The organism is Pseudomonas sp. N40(2020) (assembly GCF_014472415.1).
GTDB lineage: Bacteria > Pseudomonadota > Gammaproteobacteria > Pseudomonadales > Pseudomonadaceae > Aquipseudomonas.
Genome location: NZ_JACSZV010000006.1, coordinates 149,655 through 173,622, shown reverse-complemented (window position 1 = coordinate 173,622; position 23,968 = coordinate 149,655). Strand labels below are relative to the sequence as shown.

General features: G+C 59.3%; 25 protein-coding genes. All 25 read left to right on the top strand.

The features are described 5' to 3' along the window. Positions 1–3: 3 nt before the first annotated feature. The 25 genes from plsX to IAI51_RS06800 all read left to right on the top strand — a co-directional run bounded on the left by plsX (position 4) and on the right by IAI51_RS06800 (position 23,911). Positions 4–1,014 (top strand): phosphate acyltransferase PlsX, encoded by a 1,011-nt coding sequence (plsX, locus tag IAI51_RS06920; protein WP_187677795.1) that lies wholly within the window; start codon positions 4–6, stop codon positions 1,012–1,014. 123 nt (positions 1,015–1,137) lie between these two features. Further along, positions 1,138–2,076, top strand: coding sequence for an ACP S-malonyltransferase (fabD, locus tag IAI51_RS06915; protein ID WP_187677794.1), 939 nt, complete (start codon positions 1,138–1,140; stop codon positions 2,074–2,076). 16 nt (positions 2,077–2,092) lie between these two features. Then, positions 2,093–2,833, top strand: a complete 741-nt coding sequence (gene fabG / locus IAI51_RS06910; RefSeq protein WP_025113014.1) for a 3-oxoacyl-ACP reductase FabG — start codon at positions 2,093–2,095, stop codon at positions 2,831–2,833. Positions 2,834–3,029: 196 nt separating this feature from the next. After that, on the top strand, positions 3,030–3,266 hold the full coding sequence (gene acpP, locus IAI51_RS06905) for an acyl carrier protein (RefSeq protein WP_003442511.1): 237 nt from the start codon (positions 3,030–3,032) through the stop codon (positions 3,264–3,266). A 108-nt stretch (positions 3,267–3,374) separates the two neighbouring features. After that, on the top strand, positions 3,375–4,619 hold the full coding sequence (fabF, locus tag IAI51_RS06900) for a beta-ketoacyl-ACP synthase II (RefSeq protein WP_187677793.1): 1,245 nt from the start codon (positions 3,375–3,377) through the stop codon (positions 4,617–4,619). Beyond that, positions 4,619–5,434: an aminodeoxychorismate lyase gene (gene pabC, locus IAI51_RS06895; protein ID WP_187677792.1), complete on the top strand. Its 816-nt coding sequence runs from the start codon at positions 4,619–4,621 to the stop codon at positions 5,432–5,434. Before fabF ends, pabC begins: the two co-directional genes overlap by 1 nt. A 3-nt stretch (positions 5,435–5,437) precedes the next feature. Next, the gene (mltG, locus tag IAI51_RS06890; RefSeq protein ID WP_187677791.1) at positions 5,438–6,607 is read left to right on the top strand and encodes an endolytic transglycosylase MltG; all 1,170 of its coding nucleotides are present in this window, start codon (positions 5,438–5,440) and stop codon (positions 6,605–6,607) included. Between the two features lie 19 nt (positions 6,608–6,626). Then, positions 6,627–7,259, top strand: a complete 633-nt coding sequence (gene tmk / locus IAI51_RS06885) for a dTMP kinase (protein WP_187677790.1) — start codon at positions 6,627–6,629, stop codon at positions 7,257–7,259. After that, positions 7,252–8,235, top strand: a complete 984-nt coding sequence (locus IAI51_RS06880) for a DNA polymerase III subunit delta' (protein WP_187677789.1) — start codon at positions 7,252–7,254, stop codon at positions 8,233–8,235. The genes tmk and IAI51_RS06880 overlap by 8 nt, the downstream gene beginning before the upstream one ends. 42 nt (positions 8,236–8,277) lie before the next feature. Further along, positions 8,278–8,634, top strand: a complete 357-nt coding sequence (locus tag IAI51_RS06875) for a PilZ domain-containing protein (protein ID WP_007950801.1) — start codon at positions 8,278–8,280, stop codon at positions 8,632–8,634. Positions 8,635–8,649: 15 nt separating this feature from the next. Next, positions 8,650–9,435: a TatD family hydrolase gene (locus IAI51_RS06870; protein WP_187677788.1), complete on the top strand. Its 786-nt coding sequence runs from the start codon at positions 8,650–8,652 to the stop codon at positions 9,433–9,435. A 340-nt stretch (positions 9,436–9,775) separates the two neighbouring features. Continuing rightward, positions 9,776–10,414: a TetR/AcrR family transcriptional regulator gene (locus IAI51_RS06865; RefSeq protein WP_007908276.1), complete on the top strand. Its 639-nt coding sequence runs from the start codon at positions 9,776–9,778 to the stop codon at positions 10,412–10,414. 137 nt (positions 10,415–10,551) lie between these two features. After that, a complete protein-coding gene (locus IAI51_RS06860; protein WP_187677787.1) occupies positions 10,552–11,520 on the top strand; it encodes a GTP 3',8-cyclase MoaA in 969 nt (322 codons plus the stop codon). Positions 11,521–11,612: 92 nt separating this feature from the next. After that, a complete protein-coding gene (locus tag IAI51_RS06855; RefSeq protein ID WP_187677786.1) occupies positions 11,613–12,218 on the top strand; it encodes a DUF4823 domain-containing protein in 606 nt (201 codons plus the stop codon). 15 nt (positions 12,219–12,233) lie between these two features. After that, the gene (locus tag IAI51_RS06850; RefSeq protein ID WP_187677785.1) at positions 12,234–12,794 is read left to right on the top strand and encodes a DUF1285 domain-containing protein; all 561 of its coding nucleotides are present in this window, start codon (positions 12,234–12,236) and stop codon (positions 12,792–12,794) included. A gap of 142 nt (positions 12,795–12,936) precedes the next feature. Then, complete coding sequence (locus IAI51_RS06845) at positions 12,937–13,653, top strand: FadR/GntR family transcriptional regulator (protein WP_187677784.1); 717 nt, start codon at positions 12,937–12,939, stop codon at positions 13,651–13,653. A 36-nt stretch (positions 13,654–13,689) separates the two neighbouring features. Then, positions 13,690–14,565 (top strand): SMP-30/gluconolactonase/LRE family protein, encoded by an 876-nt coding sequence (locus IAI51_RS06840; protein ID WP_187677783.1) that lies wholly within the window; start codon positions 13,690–13,692, stop codon positions 14,563–14,565. Between the two features lie 270 nt (positions 14,566–14,835). After that, a complete protein-coding gene (locus IAI51_RS06835) occupies positions 14,836–15,654 on the top strand; it encodes an SDR family oxidoreductase (RefSeq protein WP_187677782.1) in 819 nt (272 codons plus the stop codon). A gap of 144 nt (positions 15,655–15,798) precedes the next feature. Continuing rightward, positions 15,799–16,803: a substrate-binding domain-containing protein gene (locus tag IAI51_RS06830; protein ID WP_187677781.1), complete on the top strand. Its 1,005-nt coding sequence runs from the start codon at positions 15,799–15,801 to the stop codon at positions 16,801–16,803. A gap of 70 nt (positions 16,804–16,873) precedes the next feature. Further along, a complete protein-coding gene (gene araG / locus IAI51_RS06825) occupies positions 16,874–18,418 on the top strand; it encodes an L-arabinose ABC transporter ATP-binding protein AraG (protein WP_187677780.1) in 1,545 nt (514 codons plus the stop codon). A gap of 12 nt (positions 18,419–18,430) precedes the next feature. Next, positions 18,431–19,399, top strand: a complete 969-nt coding sequence (araH, locus tag IAI51_RS06820) for an L-arabinose ABC transporter permease AraH (protein WP_103306713.1) — start codon at positions 18,431–18,433, stop codon at positions 19,397–19,399. A 246-nt stretch (positions 19,400–19,645) separates the two neighbouring features. Beyond that, entirely contained in the window at positions 19,646–20,359 is a 714-nt protein-coding gene (locus IAI51_RS06815; protein ID WP_187677779.1) for a GntR family transcriptional regulator, read from the top strand. Then, on the top strand, positions 20,356–21,354 hold the full coding sequence (locus IAI51_RS06810; RefSeq protein WP_187677778.1) for an ADP-ribosylglycohydrolase family protein: 999 nt from the start codon (positions 20,356–20,358) through the stop codon (positions 21,352–21,354). Before IAI51_RS06815 ends, IAI51_RS06810 begins: the two co-directional genes overlap by 4 nt. A 168-nt stretch (positions 21,355–21,522) precedes the next feature. Then, a complete protein-coding gene (locus IAI51_RS06805; protein WP_187677777.1) occupies positions 21,523–22,989 on the top strand; it encodes a purine-cytosine permease family protein in 1,467 nt (488 codons plus the stop codon). Continuing rightward, positions 22,982–23,911 (top strand): PfkB family carbohydrate kinase, encoded by a 930-nt coding sequence (locus IAI51_RS06800; protein ID WP_187677776.1) that lies wholly within the window; start codon positions 22,982–22,984, stop codon positions 23,909–23,911. The genes IAI51_RS06805 and IAI51_RS06800 overlap by 8 nt, the downstream gene beginning before the upstream one ends. The last annotated feature ends 57 nt before the right edge of the window (positions 23,912–23,968 follow it).

The window sequence follows — 23,968 nt, the reverse complement described above, 5'->3', positions numbered from 1 at the left end:
CACTTGTCCGCTCAAGTCATCGCGATTGACGCAATGGGCGGGGACTTCGGTCCCCGCAGCATTGTTCAGGCCAGCCTTGCTTGCCTGTCTGCTACGCCCTCGCTGCACCTGACCCTCGTCGGTCAACCCTCCCTTCTTGAAGAATTGATCAACGGCCAATCGGCTGCCGATCGCGCGCGCCTGACGATTTTTCCGGCGTCCGAGGTCATCACGATGGACGAAAAGCCGACTCAGGCCTTGCGTGGCAAGCCCGATTCGTCGATGCGTGTCGCCCTTGAGCTGGTGCGCGATGGCAAGGCCCAGGCCTGCGTCAGTGCCGGCAATACCGGTGCGCTGATGGCTTTGTCACGATTTGTACTCAAGACGTTGCCCGGCATCGACCGGCCGGCGATGGTTGCTGCTATCCCCACTCAGAAAGGTTATTGCCAGTTACTCGACCTGGGCGCCAACGTAGATTGCAGCGCAGAGCACCTTTTGCAGTTTGCGGTGATGGGGTCGGTGGCCGCGCAGACGCTCGGTATTGCCCGTCCACGCGTGGCGTTGCTGAATATCGGCACCGAGGACATCAAAGGCAATCAGCAAGTCAAGCTGGCTGCGACTCTGCTCCAGGCTGCCCGAGGCATCAATTACATCGGTTTCGTCGAAGGTGACGGGTTGTATCGTGGCGAAGCGGACGTCGTGGTCTGCGATGGATTTGTCGGGAATATCCTGCTCAAGTCCAGTGAAGGCCTGGCGACGATGATTGCTGCGCGCATCGAGGCGCTGTTCAAAAAGAATCTTGCCTCCCGCGCTGTCGGTGCCCTGGCGTTGCCGCTGATGAAGCGGTTGCAGGCTGATCTGGCGCCGGCGCGACATAATGGCGCAAGCTTCCTCGGCTTGCAGGGTATCGTGGTGAAAAGTCACGGTTCGGCTGGGGTTCAGGGCTTTCAGAGTGCGATTTCCCGTGCCCTGATCGAGATTCAGGAGAATCTTCCCGAGCGCCTCCACGGTCGTCTGGAGGATTTGTTGTCTTAGGCGTTTTCGTCGGACAATGCTTAAATGTGACCGCTCGGTTCAAAGGGCCATCCAACTGTCAGTTTCTTGCGTCCCCAAGCGGGGCGTCATTCTCCGACGACAAGATCATTAGGGGCTTGTTACATGTCTGCTTCCCTCGCATTCGTCTTTCCAGGACAGGGTTCGCAGTCCCTCGGCATGCTGGCCGAGCTGGGCGCGCAACATCCGCTGATCCTCGAAACTTTCAAAGAAGCATCCGATGCTCTGGGCTATGACCTGTGGGCACTGACCCAGCAGGGTCCGGAAGAGCTGCTCAATCAAACCGATAAAACCCAACCGGCCATTCTGACCGCCTCGATCGCCCTGTGGCGTCTGTGGCTGGCTGAAGGTGGTGCGCGTCCGGCCTTTGTTGCCGGTCACAGCCTGGGTGAATACAGCGCCCTGGTTGCTGCTGGCAGTCTGACGCTGGCTGACGCGGTGAAACTCGTCGAGCGCCGTGGTCAACTGATGCAGGAAGCTGTTCCGGCCGGGCAGGGCGGCATGGCTGCCATTCTCGGTCTGGAAGATGCCGATGTGCTGGCTGCCTGCGCCGAAGCGGCACAAGGCGAAGTCGTCAGTGCCGTCAACTTCAACTCGCCTGGCCAGGTCGTGATTGCCGGTGCCAAGGCTGCCGTTGAGCGTGCCATCGAAGGTTGCAAGGCCCGTGGCGCCAAGCGCGCCATGCCGCTGCCGGTGAGCGTGCCGTCGCACTGCGAACTGATGCGTCCGGCTGCCGAGCGCTTTGCCGAATCCATCGCCGCCATCGACTGGCAGGTGCCGCAGATCCCGGTGGTGCAGAACGTCAGCGCGCAAGTGCCGGCCGATCTGGAAACCCTCAAGCGTGATCTGCTCGAACAACTGTACAAGCCGGTTCGCTGGGTCGAGTCGGTACAGACTCTGGCCGCGAAGGGCGCGACCAATCTGGTCGAATGCGGTCCGGGCAAAGTGCTGGCCGGTCTGAACAAACGTTGCGCCGAAGGCGTTGCGACTTCCAACCTCAATACCCCAGACGCTTTCGCTGCCGCTCGCGCAGCGCAAGCCTGAATCAGGAGAAGCTTGCATGAGTCTGCAAGGTAAAGTTGCACTGGTAACCGGTGCAAGCCGCGGTATCGGCCAGGCTATCGCACTGGAACTGGGTCGTCAGGGCGCCATCGTTGTTGGCACCGCGACCTCTGCCAAGGGTGCCGAGGCGATTGCCGCCACTCTGAAAGAGCACGGCATTCAGGGCACCGGTCTGGAACTGAACGTGACCAGTGACGAGTCGGTCAGCAAGGTGATCGCGAGCATTCAGGAACAGTTCGGTGCGCCGGCGATTCTGGTCAATAATGCCGGTATCACCCGCGATAACCTGATGATGCGCATGAAAGACGATGAATGGTACGACGTGATCGATACCAACCTGAACAGTCTATATCGCCTGTCCAAGGGCGTTCTGCGCGGCATGACCAAGGCGCGTTGGGGTCGAATTATCAGTATTGGCTCGGTGGTGGGTGCCATGGGCAACGCAGGCCAAGTAAACTATGCAGCCGCCAAGGCCGGTCTGGAAGGTTTCAGCCGTGCAATGGCGCGTGAAGTCGGTTCGCGTTCGATTACGGTCAACTCGGTAACCCCAGGGTTTATCGACACCGATATGACCCGCGAGCTGCCTGAAGCACAGCGTGAAGCCTTGCAGACGCAGATTCCGCTGGGTCGTCTGGGACAAGCTCAAGAGATCGCGTCTGTGGTCGCTTTTCTTGCATCCGACGGTGCGGCATACGTTACTGGGGCTACAATCCCGGTGAACGGTGGGATGTACATGTAAGTAAAATGTGACGGATTGCTTCAAAAAAATGTCATACGAGCTGTCTAAAATCCGTTATAAAGCTGCAATCTATTTATAGGCAGAGGGTCGCAGGGTTTGAGGAGTGAAGCTTTCAGTTGAAAAGCTGAAAAGTCTTTCTATACACTTACCCACTGGCCAGCTGCCTGAATTTGTCCATTAGGAGTGAAAACAAGGTATGAGCACCATCGAAGAGCGCGTCAAGAAAATCGTTGCCGAGCAACTGGGTGTTAAAGAAGAAGAAGTGGTCAACACCGCTTCCTTCGTAGAAGACCTGGGTGCCGACTCCCTTGACACCGTTGAGCTGGTGATGGCTCTGGAAGAGGAATTCGAGACCGAAATCCCTGACGAAGAAGCTGAGAAGATCACTACTGTACAAGCTGCAATCGATTACGTTACTAACCACCAGGCTTAATAGCTTGTAATCGTTGCTTGCTGTCATGGAAAAACCGCACTGCCATCATGGCGTGCGGTTTTTTCTTTAGGCCTGATGCAAAATCGTCATTTGAAAAAGGAGAGTGCTGTGTCGCGTAGACGCGTCGTAGTCACCGGTATGGGTATGTTGTCGCCACTGGGCACGGATGTGCCGAGCAGTTGGCAGGGCATTCTGGCTGGCCGCAGTGGCATTGGTCTGATCGAACACACCGACCTTTCTGCCTATTCCACCCGCTTTGGCGGCTCGGTGAAGGGCTTCAATGTCGAGGAATACCTGTCGGTCAAGGAAGCGCGCAAGCTCGATCTGTTCATTCAGTACGGTCTCGCGGCGGGCTTTCAAGCCGTACGCAATGCCGGTCTGGAAGTCACTGACGCCAACCGTGAACGCATTGGCGTGGCCATGGGCTCGGGGATCGGCGGTCTGACCAACATCGAAGAAACCAGCCGTACTCTGCATGAGACGGGCCCGCGTCGAATTTCTCCATTCTTCGTGCCAGGCTCGATCATCAATATGATTTCCGGTTTCCTGTCCATCCATCTGGGTGCACAGGGGCCTAACTACGCCATCGCCACAGCGTGTACCACTGGTACGCACTGCATCGGCATGGCAGCGCGCAACATCATGTACGACGAAGCCGACGTGATGATCGCCGGCGGCGCCGAAATGGCCGCGTGCGGTCTGGGTATGGGTGGCTTCGGCGCATCCCGTGCGCTGTCGACCCGCAACGACGAGCCAACTCGCGCCAGTCGTCCGTGGGACAAGGGCCGTGACGGCTTTGTGTTGTCCGACGGTGCCGGTGCTCTGGTGCTCGAAGAACTCGAGCACGCCAAGGCGCGCGGCGCGACCATCTACGCCGAGCTGATCGGTTTTGGCACCAGTGGCGATGCGTTCCACATGACTTCGCCCCCCGCCGATGGCGCCGGTGCGGCTCGTTGCATCACCAATGCGCTGCGCGATGCAAAAATCAACGCCGATCAAGTGCAATACATCAACGCGCACGGTACTTCGACCTCGGCCGGCGACCTCGCCGAAGCCAACGCGATCAAGTCGGTGTTTGGCGATCACGCCTACAAGCTGGCGGTCAGTTCGACTAAGTCCATGACAGGTCACCTGTTGGGTGCGGCGGGCGCAGTCGAGGCGATCTTCAGCGTACTGGCGATCAACAGTCAGGTGGCACCACCGACCATCAACCTCGAAGAGCCTGATGAGGGCTGTGATCTCGATTTTGTGCCGCACACCGCGCGCAACATGGACATCGATGTCGTGCTCTCCAACTCCTTCGGTTTTGGCGGCACCAACGGCACCTTGGCGTTCCGTCGGTTCGCGGGCTGATGGACAGCTGGGTCGACGGTCAACCGGCTGACGCTCTGTCGCTGAAAGATCGCGGCCTGGCTTACGGCGATGGTCTGTTCGAGACCATTGCCGTGCGTGGCGGCCAACCGTTATTGCTGGATCGACACCTGATGCGATTGGCCGATGGCTGCACGCGTCTGGCCATCGAGGCCGATATCGAACTGATTCGCCAGGAGCTGCTGAGCTACGCGGCAGCGATGAGCGAGGGCGTGCTCAAGCTCATCCTCACCCGTGGCGACGGTTTGCGCGGTTATGCGCCCGATCCCGCGGCGCCGGGCCGACGCATTCTGCAAGGCAACCCACCCGCCGCTTATCCCGCCGTCCATGCCGAACAGGGCGTTCGCCTGTTTCCGTGCAGCACGCGATTGTCCAAACAACCTTTGCTGGCTGGACTCAAACACCTCAATCGACTGGAACAAGTGCTCGCTCGCGCCGAATGGCAAGACAGCGAACACGCCGAAGGCTTGATGCTCGATCAGGCTGGTCGGGTCATTGAAGGTGTTTTCAGCAATCTGTTTCTGGTGCGTGACGGTGTATTGGTCACGCCCGATCTGAAGCGTTGCGGTGTCGCTGGTGTGATGCGCGCAGAAATATTGTTTCAGGCCGAGTCATTGGCCATCCCCACTCAAATCGCCGACATCAGCCTTGATCAACTGCAATGGGCCGATGAAGTGTTTGTCTGCAACAGCGTCTATGGCGTCTGGCCGGTACGTGCCTACGCTGCACTGAGCTGGCCGGTTGGCCCGCTCACCCGTAAACTGCAAACCATTTCCCGCGCCCTACTGGATGCCTGATTCGTGAGACGTAAACTTTTGCTGCTGCTGGAAACCGGACTGGTTCTGGCAGGGCTGTTGTTGGGCGCCAGCGCCTGGAAGATTCACTCCGCACTGGAACAGCCTCTGAACATCACGCAGGAAGAACTGCTGGATGTGCCGAAAGGCTCCACACCGACCCGTACCTTCCTCGAACTTGAAACCGATGGCGTCATCAAGGACGCTTTCTGGCTTCGGGTCTATTGGCGTTTCAATCTTGCCGGTACGCCGATCCACACCGGTGAATACCGCATGCAACCCGGCATGACCGTCAATGGACTGATCGATTCGTGGAAGCGTGGCGATGTGGTGCAGTACAGCCTGACCCTGGTTGAAGGCTGGAACTTCCACCAGGTGCGCGCCGCTTTGGCGAAAGATGAAAAGATCGAGCAGACCCTCAATGGTTTGAGCGACAGTGACGTGATGGCGAAGATTGGCCACAAGGGCTTGTTCCCGGAAGGCCGTTTCTTCCCTGATACCTACCGCTTCGTGCGCGGAGTTTCTGATACCGAACTGCTGAAAAAGGCTTTTGATCGTCTTGATGAAGTGCTGGCCAAGGAGTGGGAAAAGCGCTCCGTCGATGCGCCTTACAAGGAACCCTATCAAGCGCTGATCATCGCCTCGCTGGTCGAGAAAGAAACCGGTGTGCCGCAAGAGCGCGGTGAGATTGCCGGGGTTTTCGTGCGCCGGATGGCGCTTGGTATGCAGTTGCAGACCGATCCCACCGTGATCTACGGTTTGGGTGATCGCTACACCGGCAAGTTGACTCGCGCTCATCTCAAGGAGCCGACGCCGTATAACACCTATGTGATTCCTGGCTTGCCGCCGACGCCGATTGCGATGGTCGGGCGCGAAGCGATTCATGCGGCACTGAACCCGGTGGAAGGTAGCAGTCTCTATTTTGTAGCTCGTGGCGACGGCAGCCATGTGTTCTCTGACGACCTCGATGCCCATAACAGCGCGGTGCGAGAGTTCCAACTCAAGCGACGTGCGGATTACCGCTCAAGCCCGGCGCCAGTGACGACGCCTGAAGCGGCTCCGGCCACTGAGGAAGCGATTCCGGCGGCATCACCGGACACTGCGCCAGAGTCGCTGCCATCGGTTCCTCCCCAGGAACCTGCACCGGACGCAGCAGCACCACAAAACACGCAATGACTTTGATTAAGGACTGCCTGTGACTGGCTTGTTTATTACCCTGGAAGGGCCGGAAGGCGCCGGTAAAAGCACCAACCGCGAATACCTCGCCGAGCGCCTGCGCGCCGCCGGTATCGAAGTGGTGCTGACCCGCGAGCCCGGCGGAACACCGTTGGCCGAGCGGATTCGCGACGTGCTGCTGGCCCCGGCCGACGAAGTCATGAACCCGGACACTGAGCTGTTGCTGGTATTCGCCGCGCGCGCTCAGCATCTGGCTGAAGTGATCCGCCCGGCACTGGCACGCGGTGCGGTGGTGTTGTGCGATCGTTTCACTGATTCGACTTACGCCTATCAGGGCGGCGGCCGCGGTTTGTCGCTGGAGCGGATCGCCGCGCTGGAAACCTTTGTGCAAGGTGATCTGCGTCCGGACCTGACCCTGATTTTCGACCTGCCGGTAGAAATCGGTCTGGCTCGCGCCAGCGCTCGTGGTCGTCTCGATCGTTTCGAGCTGGAAGGCCGGGCATTTTTTGAAGCGGTGCGTAGCGCATTCCTGAAGCGGGCTGAAGCCGATCCTGCGCGCTATGTGCGGATCGACGCCGGTCAGCCATTGGTCAAGGTTCAGCAATCGCTGGATACGTTGCTCCCGAACTTGCTGGAGCTGGCCCGTGGCTGAGGCCTACCCATGGCAAGACAGCCTCTGGCAGCAACTGGCCGGACGTAAGCAGCACGCACATGCCTATCTGATGCATGGCCCGGCCGGGATCGGCAAACGGGCATTGGCGGAGCGGTTGATGGCCAGTCTGCTGTGCCAGCGGCCCACGCCCGAAGCGTGCGGCGAATGCAAATCCTGTCTGTTGCTCAGGGCCGGGAGCCACCCGGACAATTACATCCTCGAGCCGGAAGAAGCCGACAAGGCAATCAAGGTCGATCAGGTGCGCGATCTGGTCAGTTTCGTGGTGCAGACCGCGCAACTGGGCGGGCGCAAGGTGGTGCTGATCGAGCCGGTGGAGTCGATGAACATCAACGCGGCCAACGCCTTGCTCAAAAGTCTTGAAGAGCCTTCCGGCGATACCGTGCTGTTGCTGGTCAGTCACCAGCCGAGCCGTTTGTTGCCGACGATCAAGAGCCGGTGCGTGCAGCAGGCCTGTCCGCTGCCGGGCGAGGCCATGAGCCTGCAATGGCTGGCGCAGGCGCTGCCGGAATGTTCGGCAGAGGAGCGTGTTGAGCTGTTGACGTTGGCGGCCGGTTCGCCACTGGCGGCGGTCAGTCTTCAGTCCCAAGGCGTTCGCGAACAGCGTGCGCAGGTAGTTGAAGGGGTGAAGAAACTGCTCAAGCAGCAGCAATCGCCGACGCAACTGGCCGAAGAGTGGAAAAGCATTCCGATGCTGCGTCTGTTCGACTGGTTCTGCGACTGGTCGAGCTTGATCCTGCGTTATCAACTGACTCAGGATGAAGCCGGGCTCGGTCTGACCGACATGCGCAAAGTGGTGCAGTACCTCGCGCAGAAAAGTGCGCAGGGTAAAGTGCTCGATATTCAGGACTGGATTCTCGCTCAACGGCAGAAAGTCATGAGCAAGGCCAACCTTAATCCGGCGTTGCTGCTGGAAGCGTTGTTGGTGCAATGGGCAGGATTGCCTGGCCAAAGATAAGAATGTGTACCTAGACTCTGAACATCAGCAGTGGAGGTCAACATGAATGAACCCGTCAGCCCGGGGCCGCGCAACGGCATTTTGTCCCTGACCATCAAGGACAAGTCAGTGCTTTACGCGGCCTACATGCCGTTCATCAAGAACGGTGGTCTGTTCATCCCGACCAACAAGAGCTACAAGTTGGGCGATGAGGTGTTCATGTTGCTGAACCTGATGGACGAGGCGGAGAAGATTCCGGTGGCCGGTAAAGTCGCCTGGATTACCCCCAAAGGTGCGCAAGGCAACCGCGCAGCGGGGGTCGGCGTGCAGTTCAACGATGGCGACAACACCGCGCGCAGTCGCATCGAAACCCATCTGGCCGGAGCCCTCAAGTCCGACCGTCCCACTCATACGATGTAAGTTGCAGTCTCTTTTATGCTCGTAGATTCCCATTGTCACCTTGATCGCCTCGACCTCGCCGCCCATGACGGCTCGCTGGATGCTGCACTCGATGCAGCCCGCGAACGCGGGGTAGGGCACTTTCTGTGCATCGGCGTCAGCGCCGACAACGCCGCTGACGTCAAAGCCCTGGCCGACCGATACGAAGACGTCGACTGTTCGGTCGGGGTGCATCCGTTGGATGTGCAGCCCGGCGCGGCGCCAGCGCTGGGTTGGTTGCTGCACGAACTCAATCACCCGAAAGTGGTGGCGATCGGCGAAACCGGTCTGGACTATCACTACGAGCCGGAAGCCGCCGATCTGCAACAGGCGTCGTTCCGCCTGCACCTGCAAGCGGCGCAGCAGACCGGCAAGCCGGTGATCATCCATACCCGTGGCGCCCGCGCCGATACCCTTGAGCTGCTACGTGAAGCAGCGTTGCCCCAGGCCGGCGTACTGCATTGCTTTACCGAAGACTGGGACATGGCCAAAGCAGCGCTGGACATGGGTTATTACATTTCGCTGTCGGGCATTGTCACGTTCCGCAATGCCGACGCCTTGCGCGATGTGGCAAGCAAAGTCCCTGCGGATCGCCTGCTGGTGGAGACCGATTCGCCGTATCTGGCGCCAATCCCGTATCGCGGCAAACCGAACCTGCCGCAGTATGTGCGCGAAGTGGCCGAGTTTCTGGCGATGCTGCGCGGCGAAAACTATGAGCGTTTCGCCGAGCAGACCACCGAGAACTTCAAGCGGTTGTTCCCGTTGGCCCATGTAAAAGGCTGAATCGCAGGCAAAAAAAACCCGGGTTCTGGGGGGTGAATCCGGGTTAAGACCATTAGGAGTAAAACAAAGGCACGCGGTCCTTTGGTACCTTTATCGGCGCGGCACTTGGGGGAGATGCCGCCCGACAGTTCAAGTATTGATCAGTCTGGCGTGCAGTCCAGTTAGCCGGTCGGGGTTTTTAAACAAATTTGGAATACGTTCGCTTCAGTTGAGTTCTCATTGCACCCCAAACGTTCCCAAAACGAACAAGAAACACAGATATGGTCGGATGATCCGTGCATTTTTGCGCAAGTTAGGCATAATACGCGGCTTCGAATTTTGACCCTTCAGACCTTTTCTTATGCACAAAGAACCTCGTAAGGTCCGTGAGTTTCGTCGCCGCGAGCAAGAAATTCTCGATACCGCGCTCAAGCTGTTCCTCGACCAAGGTGAAGACAGTGTCACCGTCGAGATGATTGCTGATGCCGTGGGTATCGGCAAAGGCACGATTTACAAGCACTTCAAGTCCAAGGCCGAGATCTATTTGCGCCTGATGCTCGATTACGAGCGCGATTTGAACGAGCTGCTGCATTCCGCCGATGTCGACAAGGACAAGGAAGCGCTGTCCCGCGCCTACTTCGAATTCCGCATGCGTGACCCTCAGCGTTATCGCCTGTTTGATCGCCTCGAAGAAAAGGTGGTCAAGGGCAATCAGGTGCCGGAGATGGTCGAGGAGCTGCACAAGATCCGTGCCTCGAATTTCGAACGCCTCACCTTGCTGATCAAGGGCCGCATCAGCGAAGGCAAGCTGGAAGATGTGCCGCCGTATTTCCACTATTGCGCTTCCTGGGCGTTGGTGCACGGCGCAGTGGCGCTGTATCACTCGCCGTTCTGGAGCAATGTGCTGGAAGATCAGGAAGGTTTCTTCCAGTTCCTGATGGATATCGGTGTGCGCATGGGCAACAAGCGCAAGCGCGACCCGGAAACGCCGAGCAGCTGAGCCATTCACTTCCCTTATTGCGCCATGATTTCGCTACATGGCGCAGTACCGCAGGAATATACTCAGGCATAGGGCTTGCTAAAACTTGATTTGTGAGTCAAGTTTTAGTGGCTCGATTTTCAATCGCCGGAGTGATCATGATCGTTGACCGTCAAGGCAGGCGTTTTCGCAATTTGCGGATCAGTCTGACCTCAGCCTGCAATTACGCCTGTACCTACTGCGTGCCCAACGGCAAGCGGCTGGTCGCTGCGCAGGATGAACTGTCGGCCGAAGCCATGGCACGCGGCGTGGCCTATCTGATCGAAGCCGCAGGCATCGAGCGCCTGCGTATTACCGGTGGCGAGCCGCTGGTCAGCCCCAAACTCGAATCGTTCATGACCGCCGTCGGTAAGATGGGGCTGGACGACATCAGTCTGACCACCAATGGTCAGCTGCTCGCCAAAAAGCTCCCGCTGCTGGTAGACGCCGGTCTGCGCCGGATCAATGTTTCCCTCGATACTCTCGACGCCAGTGCGTTTCGCAGTATTGCCCGTGGTGGCGACCTGGCCACAGTGCTCAACGGCATGGATCAGGCCGCAACGGCGGGGATGAAGATCAAGGTCAACATGGTGCCGTTGCGCGGGCAGAATCTCGATCAGGTGATGCCGCTGCTTGATTACTGTCTTGAGCGTGGATTTGAACTGCGTTTCATCGAGCTGATGCGCATGGGCCACCTGGCCAAAGACTCCAATGCCTTCCTGCAACAGTTTGTCAGTCTGCAACAGTTGCTGGAGCTGATTGGCGAGCGTTATGAGTACGCGCAAACCGATGCGCCCGTGGACGCCACGGCCGTGCGTTACTCTATTCCCGGGTTGGGTAACTTCGGCGTGATTGCCAACGAAAGCGTGCCGTTTTGCCGGACGTGCTCGCGGTTGCGCTTGTCGTCGACCGGTTGGTTGCACGGTTGCCTGTCGTCGAGCAATCGCCATTACGTCGGCGATCTGCTGGACAAACCACGTCATCAAGCGCTGCCGGCGCTGCAAAGGCTGCTGGTCAAAGCCTTGGGTGACAAGCAGGAAGTGGCGTTCTCTGGCGGCGCGACGGTCATGAAAATCATCGGCGGCTGAAGAACCGCATTCGCCATACCCACGAGCTGGCGCAAAAGCTGCATTCAACGGCCATTCGCCGGTTTTCCGTCACCGGCTTCTGGAGGATGAGGATGCGTAGCCTGGTTTTGCTGCTGGCCGTTTTGGCGCTTGGCGGCTGCATGAATGTCAGCGATATGGCCGAAGGCACTCGCTACCACATGAGCGACGCGGGGCTGCTGGATCACAGCGACAGCCGCCGCGTGAACAACTTCCGCATTCAGCCGGACTCGTTCATCTACATCGCGCAGGGCGCCTTTGCACCACCGGGTGGTTCGTATCCGCGACCGAACGTGGTGGCAGAGGAAGCCTTCAAGGGTTTTGTCGAGTATTTCCCGATGGTCCGTCGCGCGCGCGCGCCCGAAGGCCTTGATCAGGCAATGGGTGAAGCCCGCGATGCGGGTGCTCATTACCTGCTGTACACGCGTTTCGCCAAGGCCGACGACCGCATTGGTAACTCCGATGAATGGCTCGATCAGGAGTACGTGGATCGCCTGGGCATCGATGGCGGCGTGATTCAGATCATGTTGATCGAGACCAGCACCCAGTATTTGATTGATACTGCACGTATCAAGAGTCGTGGCGGTTTACTGACGTTCCACGACAACAAACCCGAAGACCTGATCGGCCCTCCGCTTGCTCAATATGCACGCAGCCTGTTGGGGGTCGGCGACCAATAAGCCAAGGAGTACGCCATGAGTGGCCCGCAAAAAGCCAATGACCTGTTGGGACAGATCCCCAAAACCAAAGGCCTGCCGCCGGTGCACTTGTGGAATCCGGACTTCTGCGGCGACATCGACATGCGCATCGCCCGAGACGGCACCTGGTATTACCTGGGCACGCCGATCGGGCGCAAGCCGATGGTCAAGTTGTTCTCCACGATCATTCGCCGCGACGGCGATGATTATTTCCTGATTACCCCGGTCGAAAAGGTCGGGATCAAAGTCGACGACGCGCCGTTTGTAGCGATTGCCGTGGAGGTTGAAGGCGAGGGCGAGGCGCAGGTGTTGCGTTTTACCACCAACGTCGACGAAACCGCCGAGGCGGGGCCCGAGCATCCGATCCGCGTCGAGATTGATCCCGCCACGCAAGAGCCTGCGCCATACGTGCACGTGCGCACCAACCTCGAAGCGCTGATCCACCGCAATGTGTTCTACCAATTGGTGGAGTTGGCGGTCAGTCGCGAAATCGATGGCCAGCGCTGGCTGGGGGTTTGGAGCAGCGGCGAGTTCTTCCGCATCGGCTTGGAGCCCTAAAAGATCGCAGCCTTCGGCAGCTCCTACATTTGGAATGCAATCTCCTGTAGGAGCTGCCGAAGGCTGCGATCTTTTTTGTCGTTGACACTCAATCGTATGATGATTAGCGTAGGCATCCATCGCGATCCGCTTTGAGGTGTTCATGTCCAGCAGCTTTCATGCGTCAACGGTCGACTGGCTCGGCAGTTGGATCGCCGCTGGTCAGGTGAAACCTGGGCAGACCATCAAGGTCGAGGCCGATCTGGGCGAACAGCTCGGGGTTAGCCGCACGGTCATCCGCGAAGCCATCAAAACCCTCGTCGCCAAAGGCATGCTTGAAGTCGGGCCGAAAGTCGGTACTCGCGTCTTGCCGGTGCGGCGCTGGAATCTGTTCGATCCGCAAGTCGTCGGTTGGCTGTCGCGCAACGGCCTGCCGGAAAACTTCGTTGATGACCTGCTTGATTTGCGCCGCACCATCGAACCCATGGCCGTGCGCTGGGCTTGCGAGCGAGCGACCCTCGAACAGATCGAGGCGGTGCAACTGGCCTATAACGCGCTGGAGCGGGCGGTCGACAGCAGCAAGGATTACAACCGCGCCGACCAGACGTTCCACGAATGCATTCTCGCTGCCAGCCACAATCAGTTCATCGAACAAATGGTCCCGGCCCTAGGCGCCTTGCTTGCGGTGTCGTTCGAAGTCTCCGCCGCCGACCCCGATGAACTGCGTCGCACCTTGCCGATCCACAAAGACATGGCCGACGCCATCGCCGCTCGCGATTCCGCGCGGGGCGTATGGGCCTGCATGACGCTGATCGACAATGCGGACCTGGCGATCAAACGCTTTTACCCCAAAGTCATGGCTGACAAAAAAGCCGGCTAAATACCCACACACTAAAAACAACAAAGAAGGATCGCCATGACCTGGACCGCACTGACCCAACACCGCGCCAAACTCGGCGAAGGCCCGTTCTGGGACGCACCGACGCAGGCGCTGTACTGGGTCGATATTGCTGGCAAGCAAGCCCTGCGCCTGGTCGGCCAGAACGTGCAGATCTGGCAAATGCCCGAGCATGTGTCGGCGTTCATTCCTTGTGCCAGCGGTGATGCGCTGGTGACTCTGAGCAGTGGCGTCTATCGCCTCGATCTCGATTCTCCGGGACTCGACCCGCGCCTGACCCTGTTCTGCGTTGCTGATCCGCAACCCGGCAACCGCGCCAACGAAGCTCGCTGTGATGCCCTGGGCCGGTTATGGCTCAGCACCATGCAAAACAACATCGGCGAGCAGGGCGAAGACCTGCCGATCATCCGCCGCTCGGGTGGACTGTTCCGTATTGATCCGGACAAACGCGTCACGCCGCTGCTGCGCGGTTTGGGGATTCCCAACACGCTGCTGTGGAGCGACGACGGCAGCACGCTGCTGTTCGGTGACAGCCTCGACAGCACGCTTTATCGCTATTTCGTTCACACCGACGGCAATCTCGACACCGCTTACATCTGGTACGGCCCCGATCAACAGGGCGGTCCGGACGGTTCGGCGATGGATAGTGAAGGCTATGTGTGGAACGCGCGTTGGGACGGCAGTTGTCTGCTGCGCTTGACGCCTGAAGGCAAAATCGATCGCAAGATTGAATTGCCGGTCAGTCGGCCGACCAGTTGCGTATTCGGCGGCGAAGATCTGAAAACCCTGTACATCACCAGCGCCCACAGCCCACTCAACCATCCATTGGACGGCGCCGTGCTGTCATTGCGGGTCGATGTCGCAGGAAAGCTCTGTACGCGTTTTGCGGGCTAAATCCCAAAATATGGGATGTAAAATTATATATTGAGATTATTTGCTGGTCGGGTTTATAGTCGGCTCCAGCAGTAACACGCACTCACACTTAAAAAGAACAAAACAGGTGAAGTGATGCAGCGAATTTCTATCGCACTCCTCAACGGAGTCGGCGTCTCGCAACAGCTCAATGCTGTCATCGGCGCCTGCCTGGTTTGTTTCAAACGCTTTCCAGACCGGACATCGTCAGATGCCCGGTTTTTTTGCGCTTGCGAACAGGAGTCCTGATTCATGGCTGAACCTCTTTCCCTGCCGCCGGTGCCCGCACCGCCCAAGGGTGAGCGCCTGAAAAACAAAGTCGTGCTGCTGACCGGCGCTGCCCAAGGCATCGGTGAAGCCATCGTCGCGGCCTTCGCCTCGCAGCAAGCGAAACTGCTGATCAGCGATATTCAAGTCGAGAAGGTCGAGAAGGTTGCCGCCCACTGGCGCGAGCAGGGCGCGGACGTGCAGGCGCTCAAGGCAGATGTGTCGCGCCAGAAGGATCTCCACGCCATGGCCAGACTCGCCGTCGAACGGCATGGGCGCATCGACGTGTTGGTCAACTGCGCAGGCGTCAACGTGTTCCGTGATCCGCTGCAGATGAGCGAAGAAGACTGGCATCGCTGTTTCGCCATTGATCTGGACGGCGCCTGGTACGGTTGCAAAGCGGTATTGCCGCAGATGATCGAGCAGGGCGTTGGCAGCATCATCAACATCGCCTCGACCCATTCTTCACACATCATTCCCGGTTGCTTCCCGTACCCGGTGGCCAAGCACGGCTTGCTCGGTCTGACCCGTGCGCTGGGCATCGAATACGCGGCCAAGGGCATTCGCGTCAACGCCATCGCGCCCGGCTACATCGAAACCCAACTCAACGTTGATTACTGGAACGGTTTCGCCGACCCGCACGCCGAGCGTCAGCGCGCCTTCGATCTGCATCCGCCGAAACGCATTGGCCAGCCGCTGGAAGTGGCGATGACGGCAGTGTTTCTGGCCAGTGACGAAGCACCTTTTATCAACGCTTCATGCATCACCATTGATGGTGGTCGCTCGGTGATGTACCACGACTGAGCGAACGGGTTTCACGCGGATAAGTCCGCTTGAAATCCAATCATCATACGATATGACTATTTTCGACAGGCTTTGCAGTAACACGCTTCAAACGCATTAACGCTTTTCAAATATTGCTCAAAAAAAATAACAAGGAGTCAGCTTATGAAACGTCGTTTCGGGATTCGTACCCTGTGCACTACCGCGCTGGCGGTCAGCGCATTCAGCCTGAGCAGTGCGCTGCTCGCTGCCGATACCGTGAAAATCGGCTTTCTGGTCAAACAGGCCGAAGAACCGTGGTTCCAGACCGAATGGGCCTTCGCCGAGAAAGCCGCCAAGGACAAGGGTTTTGAACTGATCAAGATCGCCGTGCCGGATGGCGAGAAGACTTTGTCGGCCATCGATAGCCTGGCCGCCAACGGCGCCAAGGGCTTTGTGATTTGCCCTCCGGACGTTTCCCTCGGCCCGGCCATCATGGCTAAAGCCAAACTCAATGACCTCAAAGTGATTGCCGTCGACGATCGTTTCGTCGACGCCAACGGCAAGTTCATGGAAGACGTGCCGTACCTCGGCATGGCCGCGTTCGAAGTAGGTCAGAAGCAGGGCGCCGCGATGGCCGCCGAAGCGAAGAAACGCAATTGGGACTGGAAAGACACCTACGCGGTGGTCAATACCTACAACGAACTCGACACCGGCAAGAAGCGCACCGACGGCTCGGTCAAAGCCCTGGAAGAGGCCGGCATGCCGAAAGACCACATCCTCTTCGCCGCCCTGAAAACCCTCGACGTGCCGGGCAGCATGGACGCGACCAACTCGGCGCTGGTGAAACTGCCGAGTGCGGCGAAGAACCTGATCATCGGCGGCATGAACGACAACACCGTGCTCGGCGGCGTACGCGCCACTGAAGCGGCCGGTTTCGCTGCGGCCAACGTGATCGGTATCGGCATCAACGGCACCGACGCCATCGGCGAACTGAAAAAGCCCAACAGCGGCTTCTACGGTTCGATGCTGCCGAGCCCGCACATCGAAGGCTACAAGACCGCCGAGATGATGTACGAGTGGGTCACCACCGGCAAAGAGCCACCGAAGTACACCGCCATGGACGACGTCACCCTGATCACCCGCGAGAACTTCAAGCAAGAGCTGGAAAAAATCGGCTTGTGGAACTGACGGCAACGCCGGCCCGGGCAACCGGGCCGTTTGATCAGGCCGTTCTGAACACGGCGATGAGGTGGCTTAAATGCACGCGCAAGTACAAACAACACAACACAACGCTGGCGGCAGCCTGCGCTTCAACGGGATCGGTAAAACCTTTCCCGGCGTGAAAGCGTTGGACGGCATCAGCTTCGTCGCCCATCCCGGCCAAGTCCACGCCTTGATGGGCGAGAACGGCGCCGGAAAGTCGACCCTGCTGAAAATCCTCGGTGGCGCTTACATCCCCAGCAGCGGCGAGTTGCAGATCGGCGAGCAGACGATGGCGTTTAAATCGACTGCCGACAGCATCGGCAGCGGCGTGGCGGTGATTCACCAGGAACTGCATCTGGTGCCCGAAATGACCGTGGCAGAGAACCTGTTTCTCGGTCACTTACCCGCCAGTTTCGGCCTGATCAATCGCGGCGTTTTACGTCAGCAAGCCCTGAACTGCCTCAAAGGCCTGGCCGACGAAATCGATCCGCAGACCAAGGTCGGACGCTTGTCACTTGGCCAGCGGCAATTGGTGGAAATCGCCAAGGCCCTGTCGCGCGGCGCCCATGTCATCGCCTTCGACGAGCCGACCAGCAGCCTCTCGGCCCGAGAAATCGACCGCTTGATGGCGATCATCGGGCGCTTGCGTGACGAGGGTAAAGTCGTGCTCTACGTCTCGCATCGCATGGAAGAAGTGTTCCGCATTTGCGATGCGGTGACCGTGTTCAAGGACGGTCGCTACGTGCGTACTTTCGAGGACATGAGCCAGTTGACCCACGATCAACTGGTGACCTGCATGGTCGGACGCGACATTCAGGACATCTACGATTATCGCAATCGCCCGCGCGGCGCGGTGGCGCTGAAAGTCGACGGCTTGCTCGGGCCGGGTCTGCGCGAGCCGATCAGTTTCGAGGCGCACAAAGGCGAGATTCTCGGGCTGTTCGGCCTGGTCGGGGCAGGGCGCACCGAGTTGTTTCGTTTGCTCAGTGGCCTGGAACGCAATACCGCCGGACGCCTCGAACTGCGTGGCCACGAGCTGAAGTTACGTTCACCCCGCGATGCGATTGCTGCCGGGATTCTGCTGTGCCCGGAGGATCGTAAAAAGGAAGGGATCATTCCGCTGGCCAGCGTCGCCGAGAACATCAACATCAGCGCCCGTGGCGCGCACTCCGGTCTCGGTTGCCTGTTGCGCGGACTCTGGGAAAAGACCAACGCCGAGAAGCAGATCAAGGCGCTGAAAGTGAAAACGCCCCACGCCGGCCAGCAGATCAAATTCCTTTCCGGTGGCAATCAGCAGAAGGCCATTCTCGGCCGCTGGTTGTCGATGCCAATGAAAGTCCTGCTGCTCGACGAACCGACCCGTGGCATCGACATCGGTGCCAAAGCCGAGATCTACCAGATCATCCATAACCTGGCCGCTGACGGCATTTCGGTGATCGTGGTGTCCAGCGACCTGATGGAAGTGATGGGCATTTCCGACCGCATCCTGGTGCTGTGCGAAGGCGCCCTGCGCGGCGAAGTCAGCCGTGACCAGGCCAATGAATCCAACCTGCTGCAACTGGCTTTGCCACGCCACCGCGCTGATGGCGTGGCGAACTGAGAGGTGACTATGATGACAACCCAGAAAGAAACCCTGCCGACCGAGCGCAAACCTTTGGATATGCGGCGCTTCCTCGATGACTGGGTCATGCTGTTGGCAGCCGTCGGCATCTTCGTGGCCTGCACGCTGCTGATCGACAACTTTCTCTCGCCGCTGAACATGCGTGGCCTCGGCCTGGCGATTTCCACCACCGGGATTGCCGCGTGCACCATGCTGTATTGCCTGGCGTCCGGGCACTTCGACTTGTCGGTAGGCTCGGTGATTGCCTGCGCCGGCGTGGTCGCGGCGGTGGTCATGCGTGATACAAACAGCGTGTTCCTTGGCGTCAGTGCAGCTTTGGTGATGGGCCTGATTGTCGGGCTGATCAACGGCATCGTGATTGCCAAGTTGCGGGTCAATGCGTTGATCACCACGTTGGCGACCATGCAGATTGTCCGTGGTCTGGCCTACATTTTTGCCAACGGCAAAGCGGTAGGCGTGTCGCAGGAATCGTTCTTCGTCTTCGGCAATGGCCAGTTGTTCGGCGTGCCGGTGCCGATCCTGATCACCATCGTCTGCTTCCTGTTTTTCGGCTGGCTGCTGAACTACACCACCTACGGGCGCAACACCATGGCCATCGGTGGCAACCAGGAAGCGGCGTTGCTGGCGGGTGTGAACGTTGATCGGACCAAAATCATCATCTTCGCCGTGCATGGCGTGATCGGTGCGTTGGCCGGTGTGATTCTGGCATCGCGCATGACTTCCGGGCAGCCGATGATCGGCCAAGGTTTTGAGCTGACGGTGATCTCGGCTTGCGTGTTGGGCGGGGTGTCGCTGAGCGGCGGGATCGGCATGATTCGGCATGTGATTGCCGGGGTGTTGATTCTGGCGATCATCGAGAATGCGATGAACCTGAAGAATATCGATACGTTTTATCAGTATGTGATTCGTGGGTCGATTTTGTTGTTGGCTGTGGTTATTGACCGTCTGAAACAGCGCTGAGACCAAAAGCCCCTCACCCCAGCCCTCTCCCGGAGGGAGAGGGGGCCGACCGAGGTGTCTTGCGCTCTACATTGACCTGAAGAATCCAGTCGATTGTGGATTCGTTAAAGCACGCTCAGGTCGGCGTATCTCTGAAGCATCCCCCAATCAGTCCCCTCTCCCTCCGGGAGAGGGCTAGGGTGAGGGTGATCACTCCCAAAAAATATCTCTTGCCCACACAACCCCGTTTCGGTTATCAATTTGTACATGATTAGACAGGTACGATTTGACAAGAAACAACGGGTGGTCGACGAACTCGTCCGGCGCATCGAAAGCGGCCTCATGGAGGACGGTTTTCTGTTGCCCGGCGAGCATCAGTTGGCTCAAGAATTCAAGGTCAGCCGTGGCACCTTGCGCGAAGCGCTGGCCGAATTGAAGCGGCGCAAATACATCGCCACGCAAAGCGGGGTCGGCTCCATCGTCACGTTTGACGGTGTTGTGCTCGACCAGCGCAGCGGCTGGGCGCAGGCGCTGGCCGACAGCGGGGCGCTGGTCAATACCGAAGTGTTGCGCCTGGAAGCCGTGACTCGGACTGACTTGCTGTCGCGTTTCGGCACCGACCAATTCATCACCCTCGACCGACGTCGCCGTTCCAACGACGGCACGCTGGTGTCCCTCGAACGTTCTTTGATGCCGGCCACCGGCGGCCTGGAAAGCCTGCCGCGAGTCGGTCTGATCGATAATTCCCTGACCATCACCTTGGCCGCCTACGGCTACATCGGCGAGCGTGGCGATCAGTGGATCGGCGCCGAACCGTTGAATGCCGAAGACGCCGAGCTGCTCGGCCGTCCCGTCGGCACCGTATTCCTCAAGGCACTGCGTACCACTTACGACCGGCAGAACCGTTTCATGGAACAGGTCGAAAGCCTGCTCGACCCGGTGCATTTCCGCATGCACCTGCAATTTGGAGAATCAAAATGACCACGCTTAACCGTGCCCTTGGCGCTTTCTATGGCCTGGCCCTCGGTGATGCGCTGGGCATGCCGACGCAATCGCTGAACCGCGAAACGATCAAGGCCCGCTTCGGCCAGATCACCGATCTGCAGGATGCTGGCCCGCTGCAACCGATCGCCGCCAACATGCCCAGAGGCTCGATCACCGACGACACCGAACAGGCGATTCTGGTTGGCGAATTGTTGATCGAAGGCAAGGGCCGGATCGAGCCGGCGATCCTTGCGCAACGGCTGATCGAATGGGAAGCCGAGATGCAGGCCAAGGGCTCGCAGGATTTGCTTGGCCCGTCGACCAAACGCGCTATTGAAATGATCCTCGCCGGCCATTCACCGGAAGAGGCCGGACGCTACGGCACCACCAACGGCGCGGCGATGCGTATCACCCCGGTGGGGATTGCGGCGGACGTTGCCGACCCCGAGCGCTTTATCGCGGCGGTGGTGCAGGCATGTCAGGTGACCCACAACACCACGCTGGGGATTTCCAGTGCGGCGGCGGTGGCGGCAGTGGTTTCCGCCGGCATTAATGGCATGGATCTGGGTGAGGCGTTGAACCTCGGTCAGCAGATTGCTCAGCAAGCGGAGTCGCACGGGCACTGGGTGGCCGGTGGGCGCATCGCGTCGCGCATCAGTTGGGCACGCACCATCAGCGTCGACAGCGATAAAGCGTTGCTGGCGGATCTGCTCTACGACGTGATCGGCACTTCGGTGGCGTCGCAGGAGTCGGTGGTGGTGTCGTTCGCGCTGGCGCAGCAAGTGGCCGTCGGTGAGATGAGCGCGTTTGAGGCGTTGTGCATGGCTGCCAGTCTTGGCGGAGACACTGACACCATCGCCGCGATACTCGGGGCAATGCTTGGGGCCTGCCTGGGTCTTGAGAGTTGGCCTGCGCCGATGATCGAGACGGTGAAAACCGTCAATGGTCTTGAGCTGGAACCGCTGGTGCAAGGACTCCTTACTCTGCGCTGAGCACCCCCTGTGTAGGAGCTGCCGGAGGCTGCGATCTTTTGATCTTCAACAGTCTTCAGCCCGCCACAAAATCAAGGTCAAAAGATCGCAGCCTGCGGCAGCTCCTACAGGGGATGTGCAGGTTATTGAATTGCCCATAAACACAAAAAAGGCAACAGGAGCACTTTCATGAGTTCATCAAACGCCGGGCAAAGCGCCGGGCAACTGGAAACCCGCGGCATCGAGCCGGTCCCGGAAGCCGAGTGCAACGGGCATCCGCTGCAACTGTTCTGGGTCTGGTTCGCGGCTAACATTTCCATTCTTGGCCTGCCGCTGGGTGCCACGCTGGTCGCGTTTCGCGGCCTGGCGATCTGGCAGGCAATCATCGTCGCGATCATCGGTGCTGCCGGTTCGTTTGCAGTGGTCGGGATCATCTCCATCGCAGGCCGTCGTGGCCGCGCGCCGAGCCTGACCCTGTCTCGAGCGATCTTTGGTGTGCGCGGTAATATCGGCCCGACTCTGGTCTCGCTGATGTCGCGGCTGGGTTGGGAAACCGTCAACACCACCACCGCCGCGTTCGTCTTGTTGTCGCTGTGCTCGATCCTGTTCGGCTCGCCGGTTGAAGCGAAAAGTGCGCCGGTGCTGACGCTGATCTTCATCGCGATTTTCGTCCTGCTGACCCTGTCAGTCTCTGGCCTCGGCCATGCCACGTTGCTGGTAATCCAGAAGTGGGCGACCTACGTGTTCGGCGCGTTGAACATTCTGGTCGGCGGCTTCCTCTGTGCGACCATCGACTGGAGCGCGGTGTTCAACGCTACACCTGCGCCGATGAGCGCAATGATCATCGGCATCGGCACCATGGCCGCCGGCACCGGTATCGGCTGGGCCAACGCGGGCGCCGACATGTCGCGCTATCAACATCGCAGTGTCAAAGCCGCGCGTCTGGTGGCCTCGGCGGCGTTCGGCGCCGGCATTCCGCTGGTGCTGCTGATCACCCTCGGCGGCCTGCTCTCGGTGGGCAACAACGACCTCGCGTCGGCGACTGACCCGATCGTGGCGATCCGCGACATGCTGCCGACCTGGATGGCCGTGCCATACCTGATCACCGCGTTTGGCGGTCTGCTGCTGTCGAATAACCTCTCGGTGTACTCCGCCGGTTTGACCACGCTGACCCTGGGCCTGAAGGTCAAACGCGTCTACGCGGTGGTGGTCGACATCGTCGCGATCTTCGCCGGTTCGATCTACTTCATGTTGATCGCCGACAGCTTTTACGGCCCGTTCATCACCTTCATTTCCCTGCTGGCGGTGCCAATCACGGCGTGGGTCGGGATCTTCGTGGTCGACTTGATTCACCGTCACTACTACAGCCCGAAAGACCTGCTCGATGTCAGCCCGAGCAGCGCTTACTGGTATCGCGGCGGCGTCGAGTGGCGCGCGTTCGGCGCGTGGGCGATTGCTATCGTGCTCGGTTTCAGCTTCACCACCATCGGCACCACCGCAGAAAATGTCTGGTTCAAAGGCTTCCTGTCCGACTCGTGGCTGGGCCACAACGGCCTCGGCTGGATCGTGACGTTCGTGGTCGCCGGTGGCATTTACTTTGTACTGGGCGGGGCGAAAGATCGCCGTGCCGCGCAAACCGAGAATGCTCATGCCTAAGATGTTGCACACCGGCCAGGTCATCATCGACCTGGTCATGGCCGTGGATAAACTGCCACAGATCGGCGGCGACGTGCTGGCGCAGTCCGCCGGTTTCGAGGCCGGCGGCGGCTTCAACGTAATGGCGGCGGCAGTGCGTAATGGCCTGCCGGTGGTTTATCTCGGTCGCCATGGCACGGGGCGTTTCGGTGATCTGGCGCGCCAGGCGATGAACGCTGAAGGCATTCATATCGGCATCAGCACGGCGGCACAACGCGACACTGGTTTGTGTGTGGCGTTGACCGATGCGTCGGCCGAGCGCAGTTTCATTTCCTACATCGGCGCTGAAGGTGAGGTGACCGTTGATGATTTGAACTGCGTCCCCGCCGAAGCCGGGGATTATGTCTACGTCAGCGGTTACAGCCTGTTGCATGAAGGCAAGGCTCAGCCGTTGCTCGACTGGACGCTGGCGTTGCCGGCCACGATCAACGTGGTGTTCGATCCGGGGCCGCTGGTGGAGTCGCCGGATTCACCGTTGATGCAGGCATTGCTGCCGCGCATCGATGTGTGGACCAGCAACAGTGTCGAGGCGTTGCGGTTTACCGGGGCTGAAGACATTGGCGTGGCGCTGGATCGTCTGGCCGAGCATCTGCCAAAGGATGTGCTGATGGTGGTGCGCGACGGGCCGCAGGGTTGCTGGATTCACCAGCGTGGCGAGCGTCGGCATGTGCCGGGTTTTGCCGTGAAAGCGGTGGACAGCAATGGTGCCGGAGATGCCCATGCGGGAGTATTTGTCGCGGGGTTGGCGCAGGGGCTGTCAGCCCATGAAGCGGCGCGGCGGGCGAATGCGGCGGCGGCACTGGCGGTGACGCGGTGGGGGCCGGCTACTTCGCCGGGGAGTGCTGAGGTTGATGCGTTAATCCGCGAATCCTGCGGTGACTGATCCATAGCTATCGCTAGGTAGCTCCCACATTGCATCTTTGCCAATCACAGGACCCTG

What these genes read in the sequence shown, in the direction of transcription:
- fabD (WP_187677794.1), top strand. Translation starts at nt 1,138, where the DNA reads ATGTCTGCTTCCCTCGCATTCGTCTTTCCAGGACAGGGTTCGCAGTCC.
- fabG (WP_025113014.1), top strand. Translation starts at nt 2,093, where the DNA reads ATGAGTCTGCAAGGTAAAGTTGCACTGGTAACCGGTGCAAGCCGCGGT.
- acpP (WP_003442511.1), top strand. Translation starts at nt 3,030, where the DNA reads ATGAGCACCATCGAAGAGCGCGTCAAGAAAATCGTTGCCGAGCAACTG.
- pabC (WP_187677792.1), top strand. Translation starts at nt 4,619, where the DNA reads ATGGACAGCTGGGTCGACGGTCAACCGGCTGACGCTCTGTCGCTGAAA.
- IAI51_RS06875 (WP_007950801.1), top strand. Translation starts at nt 8,278, where the DNA reads ATGAATGAACCCGTCAGCCCGGGGCCGCGCAACGGCATTTTGTCCCTG.
- IAI51_RS06870 (WP_187677788.1), top strand. Translation starts at nt 8,650, where the DNA reads ATGCTCGTAGATTCCCATTGTCACCTTGATCGCCTCGACCTCGCCGCC.
- IAI51_RS06865 (WP_007908276.1), top strand. Translation starts at nt 9,776, where the DNA reads ATGCACAAAGAACCTCGTAAGGTCCGTGAGTTTCGTCGCCGCGAGCAA.
- IAI51_RS06860 (WP_187677787.1), top strand. Translation starts at nt 10,552, where the DNA reads ATGATCGTTGACCGTCAAGGCAGGCGTTTTCGCAATTTGCGGATCAGT.
- IAI51_RS06855 (WP_187677786.1), top strand. Translation starts at nt 11,613, where the DNA reads ATGCGTAGCCTGGTTTTGCTGCTGGCCGTTTTGGCGCTTGGCGGCTGC.
- IAI51_RS06850 (WP_187677785.1), top strand. Translation starts at nt 12,234, where the DNA reads ATGAGTGGCCCGCAAAAAGCCAATGACCTGTTGGGACAGATCCCCAAA.
- IAI51_RS06845 (WP_187677784.1), top strand. Translation starts at nt 12,937, where the DNA reads ATGTCCAGCAGCTTTCATGCGTCAACGGTCGACTGGCTCGGCAGTTGG.
- IAI51_RS06840 (WP_187677783.1), top strand. Translation starts at nt 13,690, where the DNA reads ATGACCTGGACCGCACTGACCCAACACCGCGCCAAACTCGGCGAAGGC.
- IAI51_RS06835 (WP_187677782.1), top strand. Translation starts at nt 14,836, where the DNA reads ATGGCTGAACCTCTTTCCCTGCCGCCGGTGCCCGCACCGCCCAAGGGT.
- IAI51_RS06830 (WP_187677781.1), top strand. Translation starts at nt 15,799, where the DNA reads ATGAAACGTCGTTTCGGGATTCGTACCCTGTGCACTACCGCGCTGGCG.
- araG (WP_187677780.1), top strand. Translation starts at nt 16,874, where the DNA reads ATGCACGCGCAAGTACAAACAACACAACACAACGCTGGCGGCAGCCTG.
- araH (WP_103306713.1), top strand. Translation starts at nt 18,431, where the DNA reads ATGACAACCCAGAAAGAAACCCTGCCGACCGAGCGCAAACCTTTGGAT.
- IAI51_RS06815 (WP_187677779.1), top strand. Translation starts at nt 19,646, where the DNA reads ATGATTAGACAGGTACGATTTGACAAGAAACAACGGGTGGTCGACGAA.
- IAI51_RS06810 (WP_187677778.1), top strand. Translation starts at nt 20,356, where the DNA reads ATGACCACGCTTAACCGTGCCCTTGGCGCTTTCTATGGCCTGGCCCTC.
- IAI51_RS06805 (WP_187677777.1), top strand. Translation starts at nt 21,523, where the DNA reads ATGAGTTCATCAAACGCCGGGCAAAGCGCCGGGCAACTGGAAACCCGC.
- IAI51_RS06800 (WP_187677776.1), top strand. Translation starts at nt 22,982, where the DNA reads ATGCCTAAGATGTTGCACACCGGCCAGGTCATCATCGACCTGGTCATG.